The organism is Alteromonas salexigens (genome assembly GCF_025628895.1).
Taxonomy (GTDB): Bacteria; Pseudomonadota; Gammaproteobacteria; order Enterobacterales; family Alteromonadaceae; genus Alteromonas; species Alteromonas salexigens.
Genome location: NZ_JAOTJC010000007.1, coordinates 99,917 through 116,774, shown reverse-complemented (window position 1 = coordinate 116,774; position 16,858 = coordinate 99,917). Strand labels below are relative to the sequence as shown.

Here is a 16,858-nt window from a genome sequence, read left to right as displayed (position 1 = left end):
TAAAATGGTGCGCTTAATTAAAGAGGTGAATATGAGCAATAACATGCAATCTTTGGCCCTGTCGGTGCCTCACAGCGGTAGCATTGAAGGCTACATTCAGGCTGTGAGCAGCATTGATATGCTGAGCGCTGATGAAGAGCGTGAACTGGCTATTCGATTACGTGAAGATGAAGACCTGGAAGCCGCGCGCAAGCTGGTAATGTCCCATCTGCGCTTTGTTGTGCATATTGCCAAGTCATATTCAGGTTACGGATTGCCACAAGCGGATCTGATTCAGGAAGGTAACATCGGCCTGATGAAAGCGGTAAAACGCTTCGACCCGGCTGTGGGTGTACGTCTGGTATCTTTTGCTGTGCACTGGATAAAAGCTGAAATCCATGAGTTCGTACTGAAAAACTGGCGAATTGTGAAGGTGGCCACCACCAAAGCTCAGCGTAAACTGTTTTTCAATTTACGCAAAGCAAAGAAGCGTCTGGGCTGGTTTACCCATGATGAAGTACAGAAAGTGGCGGATGAGCTGGGCGTAAGCACAAAAGAAGTGCTGCAAATGGAAGCGCGGATGAGTAGTCAGGATCAGGCCTTCGATTTAGGCGCTGATGATGATGACAACAGCAACTTCGCACCGGTCCAGTTTCTGGAAGATAAAACCACTGACGTCGAAATGGACGTGATTAATTCCGACTGGGATTCAAACGCCTCGAAGCGCTTGTATTCAGCCATCAAAACGCTGGACGAACGGAGTCAGCACATTATTGAAACCCGCTGGCTGGCCGATCGGAAAATTACGTTGCAGGACCTGGCTGATAAATATGAAGTGTCGGCAGAGCGTGTTCGTCAGATAGAGAAAAATGCCATGAAAAAACTGCAGGCAGCCATGACCGCCTGATAGTTTCGGGTCACGAATAGAAAAAAAGCGCCGGTTGGCGCTTTTTTTGTGTCTGGCTGGTTAGTTTATGATGGGTCGTTATCGGCGAGTTCGATGCGCACCGTCGCAGCGGCGCGGGTGGCTTTCTCAATAGCCTGTTCAATGGTCATGGCTTTGGCCAGTGCGACTCCCATACGGCGACTGCCGGACACCGCTGGCTTGCCAAACAACCGTAACTCAGTATGCGGCTGACTCAATGCCGCTGCCAGCTCGTGATATTTCAGATTCTGGCTGTGGCCATGAGCGGTAATGACGGCCGACGCACTGGGACTTTCGCAGGTCACGGTGGGCACCGGCAACCCTAGTATCGCCCTGGCGTGCAAGGCAAACTCTGAGAGGTTCTGAGAAATCAGGGTGACCATCCCTGTGTCATGGGGACGGGGGGACACTTCACTGAAGATCACTTTATCGCCACTGACAAATAACTCGACGCCAAACAGACCGTAGCCGCCTAGTGCCTCGGTGACAGTGGCCGCTATGCGTTGCGCCTCATCCATGGCAGGTTGCGACATAGGCTGAGGTTGCCAGGAATGCTGATAGTCGCCGTCTTGCTGAACATGTCCGATAGGCGCGCAAAACACCGTGCCTTCCCGGGTGCGGGTGGTCAGCAACGTAATTTCATAGTCGTATGTTACCTGCGCCTCAACAATGACTTTGCCGGCACCGGCCCGGCCGCCGTGTTGGGCGTACTCCCAGGCTTCACGCAGTTGTTCCGGGTTATCGACTTTGCTTTGTCCCTTACCGGAGGAGCTCATTATGGGTTTTACATAACAGGGATAACCCACACTGGTTACCGCATTACAGAAGCTGCTGTAGTCGTTGGCAAAGCGATAATCAGAGGTGGGCAGGTTCAGTACTTCGGCGGCCAGCGTACGAATACCTTCACGGTTCATGGTGAGCCGGGTAGCTTCTGCACTGGGCACCACACAAAACCCTTTCTGTTCCATCTCCACCAGCACGTCAGTGGCGATGGCTTCTACCTCAGGCACAATGAAGTCAGGCTGCACCTCTTCAACGGCGGCACGCAGCGCGGCTGCATCAAGCATAGAGAATACTTTCGCCTGGTCGGCCACCTGCATAGCCGGGGCGTGAGGATAATTGTCACAGGCGATTACTTCACAACCCAGTCGCTGACATTCGATGGCGAACTCTTTGCCCAGCTCACCACTGCCGAGCAATAAAATGCGGGTGGCAGAACTGGTAAACGGCGTGCCGAGAGTGCTCATGTGGGTTCCTTAGCGGTGGGTGGCAGTACGTAATACACGCCTTTAAACTCCGCCACGGGCTTGTCGTCATCGAGAATTTCAACGTGGATAGTAAAGCGGGATTTCTTGCGCTTTTCCAGCAGGGCATACTTGCCGGATAAGCTTTCAATGTTGCACACCGCGCGCGGTTTCATGGTGATGGGTTTGTGGTAGTGGATGTCACCATCGCCCAGCACAATGTCACCGTCGAGTTGCCGCTCTTTCAGTTGCAGATATAACATCCCCCATCCGGTGAGGGTAGCCAGTGAAAAAATACTGCCCGCAAACATGGTGCCGTGCACATTAATGTTTTTATTCAGTGAGGCCCGGGTTTCCAGCGTCCGGCCAGTGTACTGATGCAGTTTTATTCCCATATGTTCGGTGATGGGGATAGTATCGGACCAGGTCTGCTGCAGCTGCTGACACCACTTGGGGTGTAGTACCAGGGCGTCCGTTATGGCCAGCTTCTTTACCATCTGCTGACGCTTCAGCAGACCCAGTTCGTTGGGCGCTTCCCGTTCTACCACAAACCCGCAGCCGGTGAAAAATGGAATAGACCCTTCGCGGCTGTTGGTTACCGCCCGGATTGCACCCTGTTCACGGGCCACGTTTTCCAGCGCATCTAGCATCATCTGACCGAGGCCTTTACGCTGGTGATCAGCGTGCACGGCGATATGGCGAATCTGTGCTTCTTCGGCGGTATTCATGTGCACCCGGCCACAGGCCACCACCTGGTTTTGACCATCGACAATCATGCGATGCTCAGCCACCTGCTCATATTCATCTTTTTCTGAACCAGGCGGGAAATTCCATGGCTGACGCAGATACTCCCAGCGAAAGTGGAAATAGGCGTCGAATTCCTGCTCGGTTTTTGGGGTAACAACTTTGAACACAACAAGGCGCTCTGTGTTAGTGAATCAATCTCCATTTAAACGCAAGGCGCGTCGCCCCACAAGGGAAATTCTTGAATGACTGCGGTGAGTTAGATCTGGAACTGAAAGGTCACCGGGCCATCATTGACCAGCGAAACCTGCATATCCGCGCCAAACCTGCCGGTTTCCACCGGCACCCCCAGGTTTTTAAGCGCTGCAATAAAATCGTAATAACATTGCTCACCATGGGCGGGGGTGGCGCCCCGGGAAAAGCCGGGACGGTTGCCTTTTTGGGTGTCAGCCACCAGCGTAAACTGGGAGACTACCAGCACCTTGCCTTCTATCTGCTGAACATTCAGGTTCATCTTGCCAGCGTCATCACTGAACATACGGTATTGGCTGATTTTCTTCGCCAGTTTGTCAATCTGCGGCTGGCCATCTTCCCGCTCCACACCCAGCAATACCAGCATGCCCTTACCGATGTGCGCAATTTGTTCACCTTCAACAGCCACGGCTGCCTGCGATACCCGCTGTACCAATCCAATCATTTCTTCTGTTCCCGTATAAATCGTGACATGTCCCGGGTGGCGCGGCACAACGCATAGGCAATACCCGGTTCGGACGTGCTGTGTCCCGCTTCGGGGACAATCAGCAGGTCGCTGCATTCCCATGATTTGTGCAGCTGATAGGCTGCATCAGATTTACAGATCATATCGTAACGCCCGTGGACGATGGTGCCCGGAATATGGGCGATGCGGTGCAGGTTATCAAGAATGAAATTTTCGGCAATAAAACAGTGGTTAGCGAGGTAGTGGCATTCGAGTTTTGCCAGACTGGTCATCAGCGGGATCGGGTAGTGGGCGGTAATATCGCCGGTGCCCGGTGGTAAATTTACCCGCGACAACCGTTCTTCCCATACATACCAGCGTTTCAGGGCGGCGAGCCGGCTGACATCACTGTTGCCTGCAAACTCCTGCTGATAGTGCGCACAGATGGCTTCCGTGGTGACGGGAGGAGGCACCCGGCTGACAAACTGTTCGTAATACTCCGGGAAAAATTGCGCGCCGCCCCCGTCAGGGCAAAGAAACCAGTCCCGGTCCTGCTGACGACCCAGAAACACGCCGCGCAGGATAAGCGCCTGCACAGTCTCCGGCTGGTCTATCGCCGCTAACAACGCCAGCGTCGCCCCCCAGGAGCCGCCGAATACCACCCATTGGTCGATATTCAGGTGCCGTCGCAGCCGCTGTATGTCGGCCAGGCTATGGGCGGTAGTATTGTTTTCAAGGTTACCAAAGGGTTTTGAACGACCACAGCCGCGCTGTTCGAAGCCAATAATCCGGTAGCGGTTAGCATCAAAAAAACGTTTGTAGTTTGGTGACAGTCCGGCCCCCGGACCACCGTGCAGATACAATACCGGGATGCCGTCCGGGTTGCCGCTTACCTCATAATACAGTGTATGACCATCACCGGTTTCCAGGTAACCATCATCAGAACATCCAATGTCAGGATAAAGTCGTTTCATTTTATTTCAGTACGTTGTGTGACTGAGTTTTTTAGTTTAGTTTACATAATGAATCATATTCTGAGTCTAAATGCGAGGAAGTTAATATGTCTGGACAGGGATCCGGTGGCAACGTTATTGCTGCAATCTGTAACTTTTTTATCCCGGGCTTAGGGCACCTCGTACAGGGGCGTATTCTAGGTGCGTTGTTCTTCTTTGTTACGGTGGGTGTCAGTTATGCGCTGGCCGCTACCGTGGTGCTGGCGATCGTTTTCTGGCCATTAGGCGTAATTCTTCACATCTGGTCAATTATTAGTGCCGCACGTTTTCGCGGCAGGGAATCGTTATGAAATTTACCCCCCTTCTATTTTGCTTGCTGTCTGTGTCAGCGGTGAGTCTCAGTGGCTGTCAGTCAGCTTATTACGCTGCCTGGGAAAAGGTAGGCGTCGAAAAACGGGATATTCTGGTAGACCGTGTTGAGAATGCCAAAGATTCACAGGAAGATGCTCAGGAGCAATTCAGCTCGGCCCTCGAAGAGTTCAGTGCGCTGATTAATTTTGATGGCGGCGAACTGGAAGAGATTTACAACCGGCTTAACGATGAGTTCGAAGACAGTAAAGCGGCTGCCCAAAATGTGAATGCCCGCATCGACAAAGTGGAAAGTGTGGCAGAAGCGCTGTTTGATGAGTGGGAAAATGAGCTGGAGAAATACCAGAATGCGTCGCTGCGTCGCGACAGTGAAAACAAACTGCGGGATACCCGGCGGCGTTATGAAACCATGATCACGGCCATGCGTAAGGCTGAAGGCCGTATGGAACCTATCCTGCGGGCGTTTCAGGATAATGTGCTGTACCTGAAGCACAACCTCAATGCCAGTGCCATTGGTGCGCTACAAGGCGAATTCAGTGAAATTGAAGGTGACATTCAACAACTTATCCGCGAAATGAATGCGGCAATTGCTGAATCGGATGCCTTTATCGACTCATTAAAAAGTTAAATTGTCTGCCGACGGCGTCGCCGTCGGCAACGTCCCCGCCTGGCTGCTATTCCTGAGGAACTTTACGCGGGGCATCCTGCGCCCGCTTGTCTTCAAACGTATCTGCCAGAGAACAGGTAAATTCCGCACCCAACAAGACCACCACCCACGACAAATACACCCACAGAAATAAGATGGGCACCACGGCCAGGGCACCGTATATCAGCTCGTAAGACGGGAAGTTAGTGACATACAGGGCAAAACCTTTCTTCGTACCTTCAAACGCCAGTGTGGCCAGAAAGGCACCGGCGAGGGCGTGATAGCCGTTTACCCGGCGGTTGGGTACCACCATATAAAGGATCACGAACGCCAGCATGGTGGCGACGGTGGGTACCATACTCAGTAAAAACGTGCCTAAGCCGGGCGTATATTCTTCGGCAAAGTTGGCAATGCCTACCAGATAGGAGCTGACCACCACACTGGAGCCTATTAACAGGGGTGTGAGCGTGATGACCATCCAGTAAATCGCAAAGGTATAAACCAGCGGTCGATCACTCTGGGTACGCCAGATACGGTTCAGGGTTTTATCGATATTGGAGATCAGCAACAGCGCCACTACCAGCAGGGATAAAATACCGATGGCGCCCATTTCCTTGGCATTGCCCACAAACTGCGTCATATATTCGTGCACGACGTCACTGGCAGTGGGTACAAAATTATTAAAGATAAAATATTCGAGCTTGCCCCGTACTGATGCAAACGCGGGAAAGGCCGACATGATGGTGAAGGTCACCATGATAAACGGGACCAGCGACAGGAGGGTGACATAAGCCAGGTGGCCGGCGGAAATGGTAATGTTGTCCTGCTGGCAGCGCGCAACAAAAATCTTCCCAAAATTGCCTACATGCGGTTGCGCCTGCTTCCAGGCTGCCACCAGTCGGTTTGTACTCACCCTTCACTCCCGTCAGTTTTTCTGTTCCATACCAGCTTGATGGTATACCCCATGTTGCTAATCAGCAACGCGTTTTCCGATTTCGTCTGACTGTTTTTCTGACTGGCGGGCGATAGCGCCAGCCGTAATTGACTGGCCGGCTATGCGCAAAACTGGGAGGGTTGGGTACGCGAATTTCATCACTGGGGCGCAGTGGAAGCTGGCCTGGCTGCGAGGAAAGCGGGCAGACAATAGAGAGAAGTTTACTGGTTGTCTGCCGCTAGGTTGGGCTAAACCTCGGGGTACCTGCCCGGAGACTTAAGCGCGCAGTCCCAGCATATGGCAAATTGCGTAGCTCAGTTCACTGCGGTTCAAAGTATAGAAATGAAAGTGCTTTACGCCTTCTTTGGCCAGTACTTTTACCTGCTCCATGGCAATGTTGGCACCAATCAGGTTACGGGTGGTCTGGTCATCCGTATCCAGTCCGTCGTACATTTTATGTAACCAGCCCGGCACATGAACATTGGTGAATCCGGCAAACTTGACCAGGGTCTGGTAATTAGTGACGGGCAGGATCCCCGGCACGATATCCAGATCGATACCGGCTGCGGCGGCGCGATCGCGAAAACGCAGGAACAGGCTGGTATCAAAGAAAAACTGTGTAATAGCCTCACTGGCCCCTGCTTCTGCCTTGCGCTTCAAATTAAGCAGATCGAATTGAGCATTGGGTGCTTCGGGGTGCTTTTCAGGGTAGGCCGCTACCGATACATCGAAGTCGGCAACGTCTTTCAACAGCGCCACCAGGTCTGAGGCATACATTTCCGTTTTATCCACGCCGGGAGGCAAGTCGCCCCGCAGCGCGACGATGCGGCGGATCCCGGAATTCCAGTAATCCTGGGCTATCTGTCTCAGTTCTTCTTTTGACGCATCCACACAGGTCAGGTGCGGAGCCGCAGACACACCAGTTTGCTGATGGATACGTTTTACTACATCATGGGTGCGATCACGTTCGCCGCTGTTGGCGCCATATGTCACCGACATATAGCTGGGCTTGAGGGGAGCCAGTCGCTCTACCGACTTCCACAGTGTTTTTTCCATCTGCTCAGACTTAGGCGGAAAAAACTCAAATGACACATCAATATCGCGAAGTTCAGAAAGCGATTGGTTCAGTGCATCGATGCCCTGTGCGTATGAAACCATAGTAGCAACCCTTGTAGACGTTTAGACGTCCAAACTATGTGATATATGTCTAGACGTCAAGAGGTTTACACTGCTCAATTGACCTTTTCTGTACATTGTTTAGAATTTCTGTTCATAACATAAAAAAGTAGTCTGAGAATTCTAATGGCAGATTGGAACGGAAAGTATATTCATCCCTACGCAGAACATGGTAAGAAAAGTGAGCAAGTGAAAAAGGTCACTGTTTCTATCCCTATCAATGTACTGAAGGTATTAACTGACGAACGTACCCGTCGGCAAATTAACAATTTACGTCACGCCACTAACTCTGAGTTATTGTGTGAAGCTTTTTTACACGCTTTCACGGGGCAGCCGTTGCCTAACGATGACGACCTGCGTAAAGACAATCCGAATCGCATCCCCGAAGAGGCACGGAAAATTATTGAAGCCATGGGTATGGACCCGCAAGAGCAGGAAGAAGAACAGGAAATGTAGGGCCGCAGGCGGCGGATAACTACCCCCGCCTGAGGCTGGTATTATTTGTAACTGGCAGGGAGCGTGTCCAGTCGCGCTACCCCTGAGTCCAGCGCTGCCTGCGCCACAGCTTTGGCGATGCGGCTACACAAACGGGGATCCATCGGTTTGGGGATGATGTAGTGCTTACCAAATGTCAGTGATTCGCTTTTGCTGGCTTTAAGTACTTCATCCGGAACCGGTTCTTTGGAAATTTCCCGAATGGCTTCCACAGCCGCAACCTTCATTTCATCATTTATCGCTGTTGCGCGAACATCCAGTGCCCCACGGAAGATAAACGGGAAACACAATACATTGTTCACCTGGTTCGGATAATCCGAACGCCCGGTGGCCATAATCAGGTCGCTGCGTACGTCATGGGCCAGTTCCGGTTTGATCTCCGGATCGGGGTTGGAACAGGCAAACACAATGGGATTGTCGGCCATTAACCGTAACGTTTCCGGTGGCAATAAATCGGGTCCTGATACGCCCACGAAGATATCGGCCCCGTCCATCACATCGTCCAGGGTTCGCTTGTCGGTGTTGTTAGCAAACAGGGCTTTGTGCTCAGTGAGGTCGTCGCGGCGGGTGTGGATCACGCCTTTGCGGTCCAGCATATAAATTTTTTCGCGCTGGGCGCCACATTTTATTAATAGCTCCATGCAGGCAACGGCCGCGGCACCCGCGCCCATGCACACAATTTTCGCATCTTCGATGGTTTTACCCTGAATTTCCAACGCGTTGAGCATGCCGGCTGCGGTGACAATAGCAGTACCATGCTGATCGTCATGGAATACCGGAATACGGCAGCGTTTAATCAGCTCCTGCTCTATTTCGAAACACTCAGGGGCCTTGATGTCTTCCAGATTAATACCACCAAAGGTATCTGCGATATTGGCGACGGTATTAATAAACTCTTCGGTGGTACGGTGCTTAACTTCGATGTCGATGGCGTCCAAACCTGCAAAGCGCTTAAACAGTAGTGCCTTGCCTTCCATGACGGGCTTGGAGGCGAGCGGCCCCAGGTTCCCCAGTCCCAGAATAGCAGTGCCGTTGCTGATAACCGCCACCATATTTCCTTTCGCGGTATACCGGTAAGCGGCATCCGGGTCGTTGGCAATTTCGCGCACAGGTTCGGCGACGCCAGGGCTATACGCCAGGGCCAGGTCATCCACGCCTTCGGCCGGCTTGGACAGTTCTACGCGAATTTTCCCGGGAGTGGGCTTTTCGTGGTAGTCGAGGGCGCGTTGTCTAAAATCTGACATTATTGCAAGTGTCCTTCAGTGTAGGGTTTGAGGTTAGACTTGACGATGTTGTTGTCAAAGGGCTGTTGACCTAAGCATAACGCTTTTGTCGTTGCTTTTTCGCGCAACTTTATCACAGCCCTTAATGCAGTACATATCTGATCAGGTTGTGCATAGTTAATTTAACGACAACTGACCGGTACCTCCAGAGTGCACAGGAAATAGTCAGCATAGCGCAGGATGATGGGGGAGTAAGCTTTGTTCGGTCAGGAATTGCAGGCACAAAAAAAGCGCCATGCGGCGCTTTTTGGATTCGGAAGCCGGACTTACTTTTTGCCCAGAGCACCGAAGCGTTTCTTAAAGCGGTCTACACGGCCACCGGTGTCAACGTTACGTTGCTTACCAGTATAGAAAGGGTGACAAGCTGAACAAACATCCAGGTTCACGTCTTTACCCAGTGTAGAACGAACTTTAATGGTGTTACCGCAAGAGCAGTTTGCAGTAATTTCCGCGTAATCGGGGTGAATACCTTGTTTCATGGGTTACCTCAGTCATAAGGCCGTATCGCTATCCAGCCCGAAGCTGAACACCATACGCAACTAATAATTAGTGCAAGGCAGCATGGCCTTGCCGTAAAGAGCGGCGCATATTAATGTAACTTGCCGCCGGGATCAAGCGGTTTGTGTGTTTATTAACCTGATCAGAGCCACTAAAATCAGGGCTTCGCAGGATTGACTATTCTTGCGCGTCGATCAGCAGTTACAATGCCTGAATTATCTGTGCCCTGGATATTTTTCACTGGCGAACAAGGAGCTTGTGCATAGCATGGCGCTTATTGATGTGGCGGTGCCGGTTCCGCTTCGACAAACCTTCACCTACACCTGCGATACCGTGCTACCGGCCGGTGTGCGGGTGAAAGTGCCGTTCGGCAATCGCCAGTTGGTGGGGATTGTGATGGGAGAAGCGGCGCCTACGGAATCCGATAAGCTCAAAGCGGTGTCCACGGTGCTGGATACCACCCCGGTACTGGACGCCTCGCTACTGACATTGTGCCGCTGGTTGTCGCAGTACTATCATCATGCGCCCGGTGAGGTATTACATACCGTATTGCCCGTACTGCTGCGTAAAGGGGAGCGGGCTACTCCGGATGATATTGTCTTGCTCACCGCTACCACAGAAGGGCAGAACTGCTCACTGAGCGAATTGCAACGGGCGCCTAAACAGCAGGCCTGTCTGGCTTGGCTGCGTGAACAGTCGCAGCCTCGCAGCGACGTTACCAGCGCCTATTCAGCGGCAGTGGTAAAATCACTGGCAGACAAATCGCTGATAGAAGAAGTCCGCCAACCCTGGCAACCCCGCCCATTTCATTTTGTTGACGCGCTGCACGTCCAGGGTGCGCCGGTACCAGATAAAGAGCAGGCCGTAGCCATTGCAGCCATATCCAGCCAGCGTCACGCCTTCGCCAGCTTTTTATTAGAAGGGGTGACCGGTAGCGGCAAAACCGAAGTGTATCTGCAGGCCATCGAGCCGGTACTGCGGGATGGCAAACAAGTGCTGATCCTGGTGCCGGAAATAGGTCTGACGCCACAAACTGTCCGGCGTTTCGAAAACCGCTTCGGGATTGCCGTCGGCGTGCTGCACTCACAACTCACCGATACCGCCAGGCTCAAAGTGTGGCAGCAGGCACGGGAAGGTGAGCTGGGTATTATCATAGGGACCCGTTCGGCCATTTTTACTCCCCTGAAGCGCCCCGGCATGCTGATAGTCGATGAAGAGCATGACGAGTCTTTCAAGCAACAGGACGGGTTGCGTTACCATGCCCGGGATTTAGCCGTGCTGCGTGCCAAAGACGCGCAGATCCCGCTGGTAATGGGGACCGCGACCCCATCGCTGGAAACCCTCAATAATGCCCTGGCCGGCCGTTATCATCACTTGCAGCTCACCCGGCGTGCCGGTGGCGCCCAGTCCACCCGCCAGCATGTACTCGACATTCGTGATCAGCCGTTGCGTCACGGCATTGCCGAAGGCTTGCTCACGGTCATGCGTCAGCATTTACAACAGGGCAATCAGGTCCTGGTGTTTGTCAATCGCCGGGGGTTCGCGCCTGCCTTGTTATGTCACCATTGCGGAGCGACGGAAACCTGTCAGCGCTGCGAGCGGCCGTTTACCGTGCATCGCAGCTTTAACCGCATGCAGTGCCATCATTGTGCCGCTACCCGGCCCATCCCCGGTCGCTGTGAGAGCTGTGGGAGTCAGGAGCTGGTAACCAGCGGGGTCGGTACCGAACAGGTAGAGTCCGGGCTGGCCACCTTATTTCCCCATGTGGCGCAGGTGCGTATAGACAGCGATTCGGTGCGCGGCAAAGACAAGCTGCAGGATACCCTGCAAAAAGTGAACGCCAGGGAATATCAGATATTAATTGGCACTCAAATTCTTTCGAAAGGGCACCATTTTCCTCACGTCACACTGGTCGTGGTACTGGATTGTGACGGTGCGCTCTTCAGTGCCGACTTCCGGGCTGCGGAAAAGCTGGCTCAGCTGGTAACACAGCTGGCAGGTCGGGCCGGGCGGGCCAGTAAACCCGGGGAAATGTGGTTGCAAACCCACAACCCGGATCATCCCTTACTGCAGGATCTGGTACACAATGGCTACGGCCACTTTGCGCGTCAGGCGCTGGCAGAGCGCCAGATGGCCGCCTTACCGCCGTTCACCAGTCAGATTGTAATTCGCGCGGAAGCCACCGACGGTCGGCAGGCATATGATTACCTGATGGCTTGTCGTACGGTGTTGCAACAGGACGGCTCGGTAACACTGATCGGGCCCATGCCCACGCTGATGGAAAAGCGGCAGGGACGATTCCGGTTTATGCTGGTATGCCAGCATGACCGGCGAAAACCCCTGCACGATGCGTTGCGCCTGGCCATGCCATACTTTGCCAGTCACCGGCTGGCTAACCGGGTGCGGTGGTCGGTGGATATTGACCCCACTGATTTCAGTTAAGCGTATTTTCGGGTATAAACTAAGCAGCATTTCTCTCTGAATGCGGGTACACTGAGCACAGTGTTGCGAACAGGGTCAGTGATGGCCGTGGGGTCGCTGAAGTCTCAAATTAAGTAGTGGAAAGTACGCCGTTTATGGCACAACGTGATTATGTCTCTCGTGGCCGCGCGCCGCAGAAAAAACAACAACCGAAACGCAGGAAGCCAGCGAAAGGTAATCCTATTACGCCCTATGCACGGGTGAAGCTGGCGATTGTCATTCTTCTGCTCATTGGCTTTGCGGTGTTCCTGTGGTCCATCAAGGACGCCGCCGATACCCAGCCGGATGCTCCGGTTACCCGTTCAGTGGCGCCCGCCGAGGATGAGTTGCCGGAACTGCCTGAAGAAGAGTGGGAATACATCAAAACCCTGCCCGGCTATGAAGTGGAAGTAGACGTGGCGGAGCAGGAAAAATCAGACAAACGCTATCTGATGCAATGCGCCTCATTCCGCACCCGGGCGCAGGCCGAAGAAATGAAAGCCAAGATCGCGTTTCAGGGTTTAGAAGCCCAAATCCGGCCAAGCAGTGGCAGCAATGGCGACTGGTTTCGGGTGATCCTCGGCCCGTTCGACGCGAAGCGCGATGCCGAGCGCGCCAAACACAGCCTGCGTAAAGTTAATATTTCCACCTGCCAAATCTGGTACTGGAACCTCTGATCCCTGTCTGTGCTGCCTGTGGGCAGCGCAGAAAACTGCATTTTCTTTCCTGAATTCATCAGGTACTGGCAGGCCGGGCATAAATGTCTGGCGCCAGCACTTGAAAACTATCCCGCCCGCCCCATTTCGTTTTCATCAATCCTTTACACCTTCGGGTGCAAACCCAAGTTAACGGGAGTATACGTGACTACTATCGTATCAGTGAGAAGAGACAATCAGGTGGTGATCGCCGGTGATGGCCAGGTATCGCTGGGCAATACCGTGATGAAGGGTAACGCCAAGAAAGTTCGCCGTCTTTACCACAACAAAGTGTTGGCCGGGTTTGCCGGGGGCACCGCCGACGCCTTCACCTTGTTCGAACGGTTTGAGTCAAAACTGGAAGCCCATCAGGGTCATTTGACCAAAGCGGCCGTAGAACTGGCGAAAGACTGGCGCACCGATCGGGCATTACGTCGTTTAGAGGCATTGTTGGCAGTAGCTGACGAGACCGCGTCTTTCATTATTACCGGTAACGGTGATGTGGTGCAGCCGGAAAACGATTTGATTGCTATCGGCTCGGGCGGTCCGTATGCCCAGGCCGCGGCCACGGCATTGCTGGCCAATACCGAACTGTCGGCTAAAGATATCGCAGAGAAAAGTTTGGGCATTGCGGGTGATATCTGCGTATATACCAACCAGTGCCAAACCGTCGAGACACTAGATTATTAACCGTCAGCCATGGGCTGTCGGTGTGCCGTCAGGCACCTATCAAGAAAAGGGTTTTCCATGTCTGAAATGACTCCACGTGAAATTGTTCATGAGCTAGACCGACACATTATCGGTCAGCAACAAGCGAAACGCGCCGTGTCTATTGCACTGCGTAACCGCTGGCGCCGCATGCAGCTGGACGAAACGCTGCGTCAGGAAGTAACACCAAAAAATATCCTCATGATTGGACCCACCGGGGTCGGTAAAACCGAAATTGCCCGGCGTCTGGCGAAACTGGCCAATGCGCCGTTTATCAAGGTAGAAGCCACCAAATTTACCGAAGTGGGCTATGTGGGTAAGGAAGTCGAAACCATTATCCGCGACCTGGTGGATATTGCCGTGAAAATGACCAAAGAGCAGGAAATGCAGAAGGTGAAGTTCCGTGCTGAAGAAGCTGCGGAAGAGCGCATTCTGGATGTTTTACTGCCGCCGCCTGAAGACGCCTGGGGCAAAAAGGAAGAGGTGGAAGATCGCGGTACCCGCCAGAATTTCCGCAAAAAACTGCGGGAAGGTCAGCTCGATGACAAAGAGATTGAAATCGATGTGGCACAGCAGCAGATGGGCGTAGAGATCATGGCTCCGCCGGGTATGGAAGAGATGACCAACCAGCTGCAGGGCATGTTCCAGAATCTGTCCGGTTCGCAGACCAAGAAAAAGAAGCTGAAAATAAAAGAGGCAATGAAGCTGCTGATTGAAGAAGAAGCGGCGCGCCTGGTCAATCAGGAAGATCTGAAAGAAAAAGCCATTGAAGCGGTAGAGCAGCATGGCATCGTGTTTGTGGATGAAATTGATAAAATCTGCAAACGGGAAGGTAACCAGAGCGGTGATGTGTCCCGTGAAGGTGTGCAGCGGGATTTGCTACCGCTGGTGGAAGGCTCGACGGTGTCGACTAAACACGGCATGGTGAAGACCGACCATATTCTGTTTATTGCCTCTGGTGCATTCCAGATGAGCAAGCCTTCAGACCTGATCCCTGAGTTGCAGGGACGGTTACCTATCCGGGTAGAACTGGCGGCGCTGAAAGTGGAAGACTTCAAACGTATTCTTACCGAGCCCAGTGCATCACTCACCGAACAGTATACCGCACTGATGAAAACCGAAGGGGTGGACGTGACCTTCACCGACACCGGTATTCAGCGTATTGCCGAGGCTGCCTGGCAGGTGAATGAGCGGACCGAAAACATCGGTGCTCGTCGTCTGCACACGGTGCTGGAGCGCTTGATGGAAGATATTTCTTATGATGCCTCCGAGAAAGCCGGTGAGTCGTTCTCTATCGATATGGATTACGTGAATAAGCATCTGGAATCTCTGGTAGACGACGAAGACTTGTCGCGCTTCATTCTGTAACACCCAAAAACTGGCAGACATACTGCCACATTATTCAAAGCCGCCTATGCACAGGCGGCTTTTTTATGGTCATCATTCAGACGCAAAGTGATATCGACACACTCACTTATTTGTCGCTGGCCACACCTGCTGTTGTCGCGTAGCAGGGCGGATTACGACTGCTGTGTTTGCATAGTTGCCTGGTCGGGTAGCAATAACGCCAGTAAACGGCCGGTCAGATCCGCGCCGGTCTTTGCCTCTACAGCGAGAAAATACGGGCAGGGGTTAGCCTCCAGAAAAAAGTAGCAGCCATCGGGCCGGCGGCGCCAGTCAATGGCACACCAGGCCATGCCAAATCCACGACATATGCGACTGGCCAGGGTTTGCACCGGTTTCGGGGTGGGCGTGTTGAGTATGGTCACGTCAGGATCATCCCGGAAGTCCACTGTGCTGGCATCTATCTGGACGCTGACTACATCCGTACCGAATACATAACTGCGTACGTTGGTGCCGGGTATGTATTCCTGCAGTGTGCCCGGTGTCCTATCCAGCAATGCCATCAGCGCAGCGGGGGTGCGCTCTTCTTCTGACAATAACCGGGCCGTCTGGCCACCGCGTACGGGCTTGAGGATCACGTTGGGGTAGTGGTGCGCAAACGCTCTGGCTATCCGGCGTTCATTGCCAATGTATGAATCCGGTATGGTGGCGCCCAGTCGGCGCGCCAGACTGAGTTGCACTGGCTTACACTGATGGCCGCGAATGGCTTCAATTCCGTTTACCCAGCGGATCTCTTTAAACAGAAAAAAGCTTTGCAGGGTACCGGCCTGCTCCCGCGCGACCTGACTGGCAAAGGCGTCGTCTGACTGACAGTTGTGCGGTGTGGCATACAAATGCCAGTAGGCGGCAGTAATTTGTGAAAACGGCACGGTCTGGTCATTGATATGCAGCATGCCGTCATCGTAACCGGGGTCATAGCTTAGTTGTAACTGGCCGCCAAACAAGCCGGTATCTACTACCCAGGGGGTATACCGGGTGTGTTCAATGGCACGGTGCAGGTGCTGAATTTGGGGGTCGCTGGCTTGTCCCAGCAATACGACATTTTTCATAAGTAGATGCACAGGCGCCGTGTGTCGGCGCCTGTCTTCCGCTATCAGGACAGCATATCAGGTAAATCGCCACCACCCTCACCAATGGCGAGCGTAATATATACCGGCGGGGTGACCGGCTGCAGTGGCATGGTTGGCGCGCCGGGCAGAGGGAACGGGATCTGTCCGCCGCTGACGTGTTGCGGGTCCATGTCGGTCAGTTCTGATAGGGTAGCTTGCTTGTTCATAGTACATTCCTTGTAGTGGTTTAGTCACACTGCATCCATTGCAGTGATAAGTCAGTTTACGTGATTCAAATAAGTTGTCGCCTGTACCGGGGGCGGGAATCGCATACCGCCGGTGCTTCAGGTAACGGGGTTATACCGGGCTCACCGGCTGGTAAAGCAGGCGAAAATACCTCGCCATCAGTGCCGAACGGTTGCGGATGGCCAATTTCCGGTAAATATTGGCACAGTGAAACTTTACCGTGCGCTCACTAATAAATAACTGCGACGCAATGATTTTATTGGGCAGGCCTTCCATTATCTTATGAGCTACCTGGAGCTCCCGTTTCGACAAGTGGGTGAGTTTTTCATCCAGCGGTGCAATATCAGACATAG

At 53.1% G+C, this 16,858-nt stretch carries 19 protein-coding genes; 8 read left to right on the top strand and 11 right to left on the bottom strand.

Going from position 1 to position 16,858, the window contains the following annotated elements; all coding sequences use genetic code 11:
• Positions 1 to 31 precede the first annotated feature (31 nt).
• A complete protein-coding gene (gene rpoH, locus OCL06_RS07970; protein ID WP_262993249.1) occupies positions 32 to 886 on the top strand; it encodes an RNA polymerase sigma factor RpoH in 855 nt (284 codons plus the stop codon).
• Positions 887 to 951: 65 nt separating this feature from the next.
• On the opposite strand, the gene purT is transcribed toward rpoH, so the two are convergent.
• From purT to pip, 4 genes are all read right to left on the bottom strand, one after another.
• Positions 952 to 2,151: a formate-dependent phosphoribosylglycinamide formyltransferase gene (gene purT / locus OCL06_RS07965; RefSeq protein ID WP_262993248.1), complete on the bottom strand. Its 1,200-nt coding sequence runs from the start codon at positions 2,149 to 2,151 to the stop codon at positions 952 to 954.
• Positions 2,148 to 3,062 carry a bifunctional GNAT family N-acetyltransferase/hotdog fold thioesterase gene (locus tag OCL06_RS07960; RefSeq protein WP_262993246.1) on the bottom strand — a complete coding sequence of 305 codons (915 nt, stop codon included), beginning with the start codon at positions 3,060 to 3,062 and terminating at the stop codon, positions 2,148 to 2,150. Before OCL06_RS07960 ends, purT begins: the two co-directional genes overlap by 4 nt.
• An 89-nt stretch (positions 3,063 to 3,151) precedes the next feature.
• On the bottom strand, positions 3,152 to 3,589 hold the full coding sequence (dtd, locus tag OCL06_RS07955; protein WP_262993244.1) for a D-aminoacyl-tRNA deacylase: 438 nt from the start codon (positions 3,587 to 3,589) through the stop codon (positions 3,152 to 3,154).
• Positions 3,586 to 4,563 (bottom strand): prolyl aminopeptidase, encoded by a 978-nt coding sequence (gene pip, locus OCL06_RS07950; RefSeq protein ID WP_262993242.1) that lies wholly within the window; start codon positions 4,561 to 4,563, stop codon positions 3,586 to 3,588. The genes dtd and pip overlap by 4 nt, the downstream gene beginning before the upstream one ends.
• Positions 4,564 to 4,649: 86 nt before the next feature.
• On the opposite strand from pip, the gene OCL06_RS07945 reads away from it, so the two are divergent.
• Positions 4,650 to 4,892 (top strand): hypothetical protein, encoded by a 243-nt coding sequence (locus tag OCL06_RS07945; RefSeq protein ID WP_262993241.1) that lies wholly within the window; start codon positions 4,650 to 4,652, stop codon positions 4,890 to 4,892.
• Positions 4,889 to 5,539, top strand: coding sequence for a DUF2959 domain-containing protein (locus tag OCL06_RS07940; protein WP_262993240.1), 651 nt, complete (start codon positions 4,889 to 4,891; stop codon positions 5,537 to 5,539). Before OCL06_RS07945 ends, OCL06_RS07940 begins: the two co-directional genes overlap by 4 nt.
• 46 nt (positions 5,540 to 5,585) lie before the next feature.
• Here the strand turns inward: OCL06_RS07940 and OCL06_RS07935 are convergent, their stop codons facing one another.
• On the bottom strand, positions 5,586 to 6,455 hold the full coding sequence (locus tag OCL06_RS07935) for a virulence factor BrkB family protein (RefSeq protein WP_262993856.1): 870 nt from the start codon (positions 6,453 to 6,455) through the stop codon (positions 5,586 to 5,588).
• 312 nt (positions 6,456 to 6,767) lie between these two features.
• Positions 6,768 to 7,649, bottom strand: a complete 882-nt coding sequence (gene metF / locus OCL06_RS07930) for a methylenetetrahydrofolate reductase (protein WP_262993239.1) — start codon at positions 7,647 to 7,649, stop codon at positions 6,768 to 6,770.
• Between the two features lie 144 nt (positions 7,650 to 7,793).
• Here metF and metJ point away from each other — a divergent pair, with 144 nt between their 5' ends.
• Positions 7,794 to 8,123 carry a met regulon transcriptional regulator MetJ gene (gene metJ / locus OCL06_RS07925; RefSeq protein WP_262993238.1) on the top strand — a complete coding sequence of 110 codons (330 nt, stop codon included), beginning with the start codon at positions 7,794 to 7,796 and terminating at the stop codon, positions 8,121 to 8,123.
• A gap of 41 nt (positions 8,124 to 8,164) precedes the next feature.
• Here the strand turns inward: metJ and OCL06_RS07920 are convergent, their stop codons facing one another.
• Together OCL06_RS07920 and rpmE are read right to left on the bottom strand one after the other, a co-directional pair.
• On the bottom strand, positions 8,165 to 9,406 hold the full coding sequence (locus OCL06_RS07920) for a malic enzyme-like NAD(P)-binding protein (RefSeq protein ID WP_262993237.1): 1,242 nt from the start codon (positions 9,404 to 9,406) through the stop codon (positions 8,165 to 8,167).
• A 305-nt stretch (positions 9,407 to 9,711) separates the two neighbouring features.
• Positions 9,712 to 9,924, bottom strand: a complete 213-nt coding sequence (gene rpmE, locus OCL06_RS07915; RefSeq protein ID WP_262993236.1) for a 50S ribosomal protein L31 — start codon at positions 9,922 to 9,924, stop codon at positions 9,712 to 9,714.
• A gap of 286 nt (positions 9,925 to 10,210) precedes the next feature.
• Here rpmE and priA point away from each other — a divergent pair, with 286 nt between their 5' ends.
• The 4 genes from priA to hslU all read left to right on the top strand — a co-directional run bounded on the left by priA (position 10,211) and on the right by hslU (position 15,174).
• Positions 10,211 to 12,385 carry a primosomal protein N' gene (gene priA, locus OCL06_RS07910; RefSeq protein WP_262993235.1) on the top strand — a complete coding sequence of 725 codons (2,175 nt, stop codon included), beginning with the start codon at positions 10,211 to 10,213 and terminating at the stop codon, positions 12,383 to 12,385.
• Positions 12,386 to 12,519: 134 nt separating this feature from the next.
• A complete protein-coding gene (locus tag OCL06_RS07905) occupies positions 12,520 to 13,080 on the top strand; it encodes an SPOR domain-containing protein (RefSeq protein ID WP_262993234.1) in 561 nt (186 codons plus the stop codon).
• A 183-nt stretch (positions 13,081 to 13,263) separates the two neighbouring features.
• Complete coding sequence (gene hslV, locus OCL06_RS07900) at positions 13,264 to 13,788, top strand: ATP-dependent protease subunit HslV (protein ID WP_262993233.1); 525 nt, start codon at positions 13,264 to 13,266, stop codon at positions 13,786 to 13,788.
• A 57-nt stretch (positions 13,789 to 13,845) separates the two neighbouring features.
• A complete protein-coding gene (gene hslU, locus OCL06_RS07895) occupies positions 13,846 to 15,174 on the top strand; it encodes an ATP-dependent protease ATPase subunit HslU (protein WP_262993231.1) in 1,329 nt (442 codons plus the stop codon).
• Between the two features lie 152 nt (positions 15,175 to 15,326).
• Here hslU and OCL06_RS07890 read toward each other — a convergent pair whose 3' ends face one another.
• The 3 genes from OCL06_RS07890 to OCL06_RS07880 form a co-directional block, all read right to left on the bottom strand.
• Entirely contained in the window at positions 15,327 to 16,259 is a 933-nt protein-coding gene (locus tag OCL06_RS07890) for an ATP-grasp domain-containing protein (protein ID WP_262993230.1), read from the bottom strand.
• Between the two features lie 44 nt (positions 16,260 to 16,303).
• Entirely contained in the window at positions 16,304 to 16,486 is a 183-nt protein-coding gene (locus OCL06_RS07885; RefSeq protein WP_262993229.1) for a hypothetical protein, read from the bottom strand.
• A gap of 130 nt (positions 16,487 to 16,616) precedes the next feature.
• Positions 16,617 to 16,856: a helix-turn-helix domain-containing protein gene (locus OCL06_RS07880; RefSeq protein ID WP_262993228.1), complete on the bottom strand. Its 240-nt coding sequence runs from the start codon at positions 16,854 to 16,856 to the stop codon at positions 16,617 to 16,619.
• Positions 16,857 to 16,858 lie beyond the last annotated feature (2 nt).

Excerpts from the sequence above, each read along its gene's own strand:
- hslU (WP_262993231.1), top strand. The coding sequence starts at position 13,846 with ATGTCTGAAATGACTCCACGTGAAATTGTTCATGAGCTAGACCGACAC.
- OCL06_RS07945 (WP_262993241.1), top strand. The coding sequence starts at position 4,650 with ATGTCTGGACAGGGATCCGGTGGCAACGTTATTGCTGCAATCTGTAAC.
- OCL06_RS07885 (WP_262993229.1), bottom strand. The coding sequence starts at position 16,486 with ATGAACAAGCAAGCTACCCTATCAGAACTGACCGACATGGACCCGCAA.
- purT (WP_262993248.1), bottom strand. The coding sequence starts at position 2,151 with ATGAGCACTCTCGGCACGCCGTTTACCAGTTCTGCCACCCGCATTTTA.
- OCL06_RS07905 (WP_262993234.1), top strand. The coding sequence starts at position 12,520 with ATGGCACAACGTGATTATGTCTCTCGTGGCCGCGCGCCGCAGAAAAAA.
- OCL06_RS07880 (WP_262993228.1), bottom strand. The coding sequence starts at position 16,856 with ATGTCTGATATTGCACCGCTGGATGAAAAACTCACCCACTTGTCGAAA.
- OCL06_RS07940 (WP_262993240.1), top strand. The coding sequence starts at position 4,889 with ATGAAATTTACCCCCCTTCTATTTTGCTTGCTGTCTGTGTCAGCGGTG.
- metJ (WP_262993238.1), top strand. The coding sequence starts at position 7,794 with ATGGCAGATTGGAACGGAAAGTATATTCATCCCTACGCAGAACATGGT.
- pip (WP_262993242.1), bottom strand. The coding sequence starts at position 4,563 with ATGAAACGACTTTATCCTGACATTGGATGTTCTGATGATGGTTACCTG.
- metF (WP_262993239.1), bottom strand. The coding sequence starts at position 7,649 with ATGGTTTCATACGCACAGGGCATCGATGCACTGAACCAATCGCTTTCT.
- rpoH (WP_262993249.1), top strand. The coding sequence starts at position 32 with ATGAGCAATAACATGCAATCTTTGGCCCTGTCGGTGCCTCACAGCGGT.
- OCL06_RS07890 (WP_262993230.1), bottom strand. The coding sequence starts at position 16,259 with ATGAAAAATGTCGTATTGCTGGGACAAGCCAGCGACCCCCAAATTCAG.
- OCL06_RS07920 (WP_262993237.1), bottom strand. The coding sequence starts at position 9,406 with ATGTCAGATTTTAGACAACGCGCCCTCGACTACCACGAAAAGCCCACT.
- rpmE (WP_262993236.1), bottom strand. The coding sequence starts at position 9,924 with ATGAAACAAGGTATTCACCCCGATTACGCGGAAATTACTGCAAACTGC.
- dtd (WP_262993244.1), bottom strand. The coding sequence starts at position 3,589 with ATGATTGGATTGGTACAGCGGGTATCGCAGGCAGCCGTGGCTGTTGAA.
- priA (WP_262993235.1), top strand. The coding sequence starts at position 10,211 with ATGGCGCTTATTGATGTGGCGGTGCCGGTTCCGCTTCGACAAACCTTC.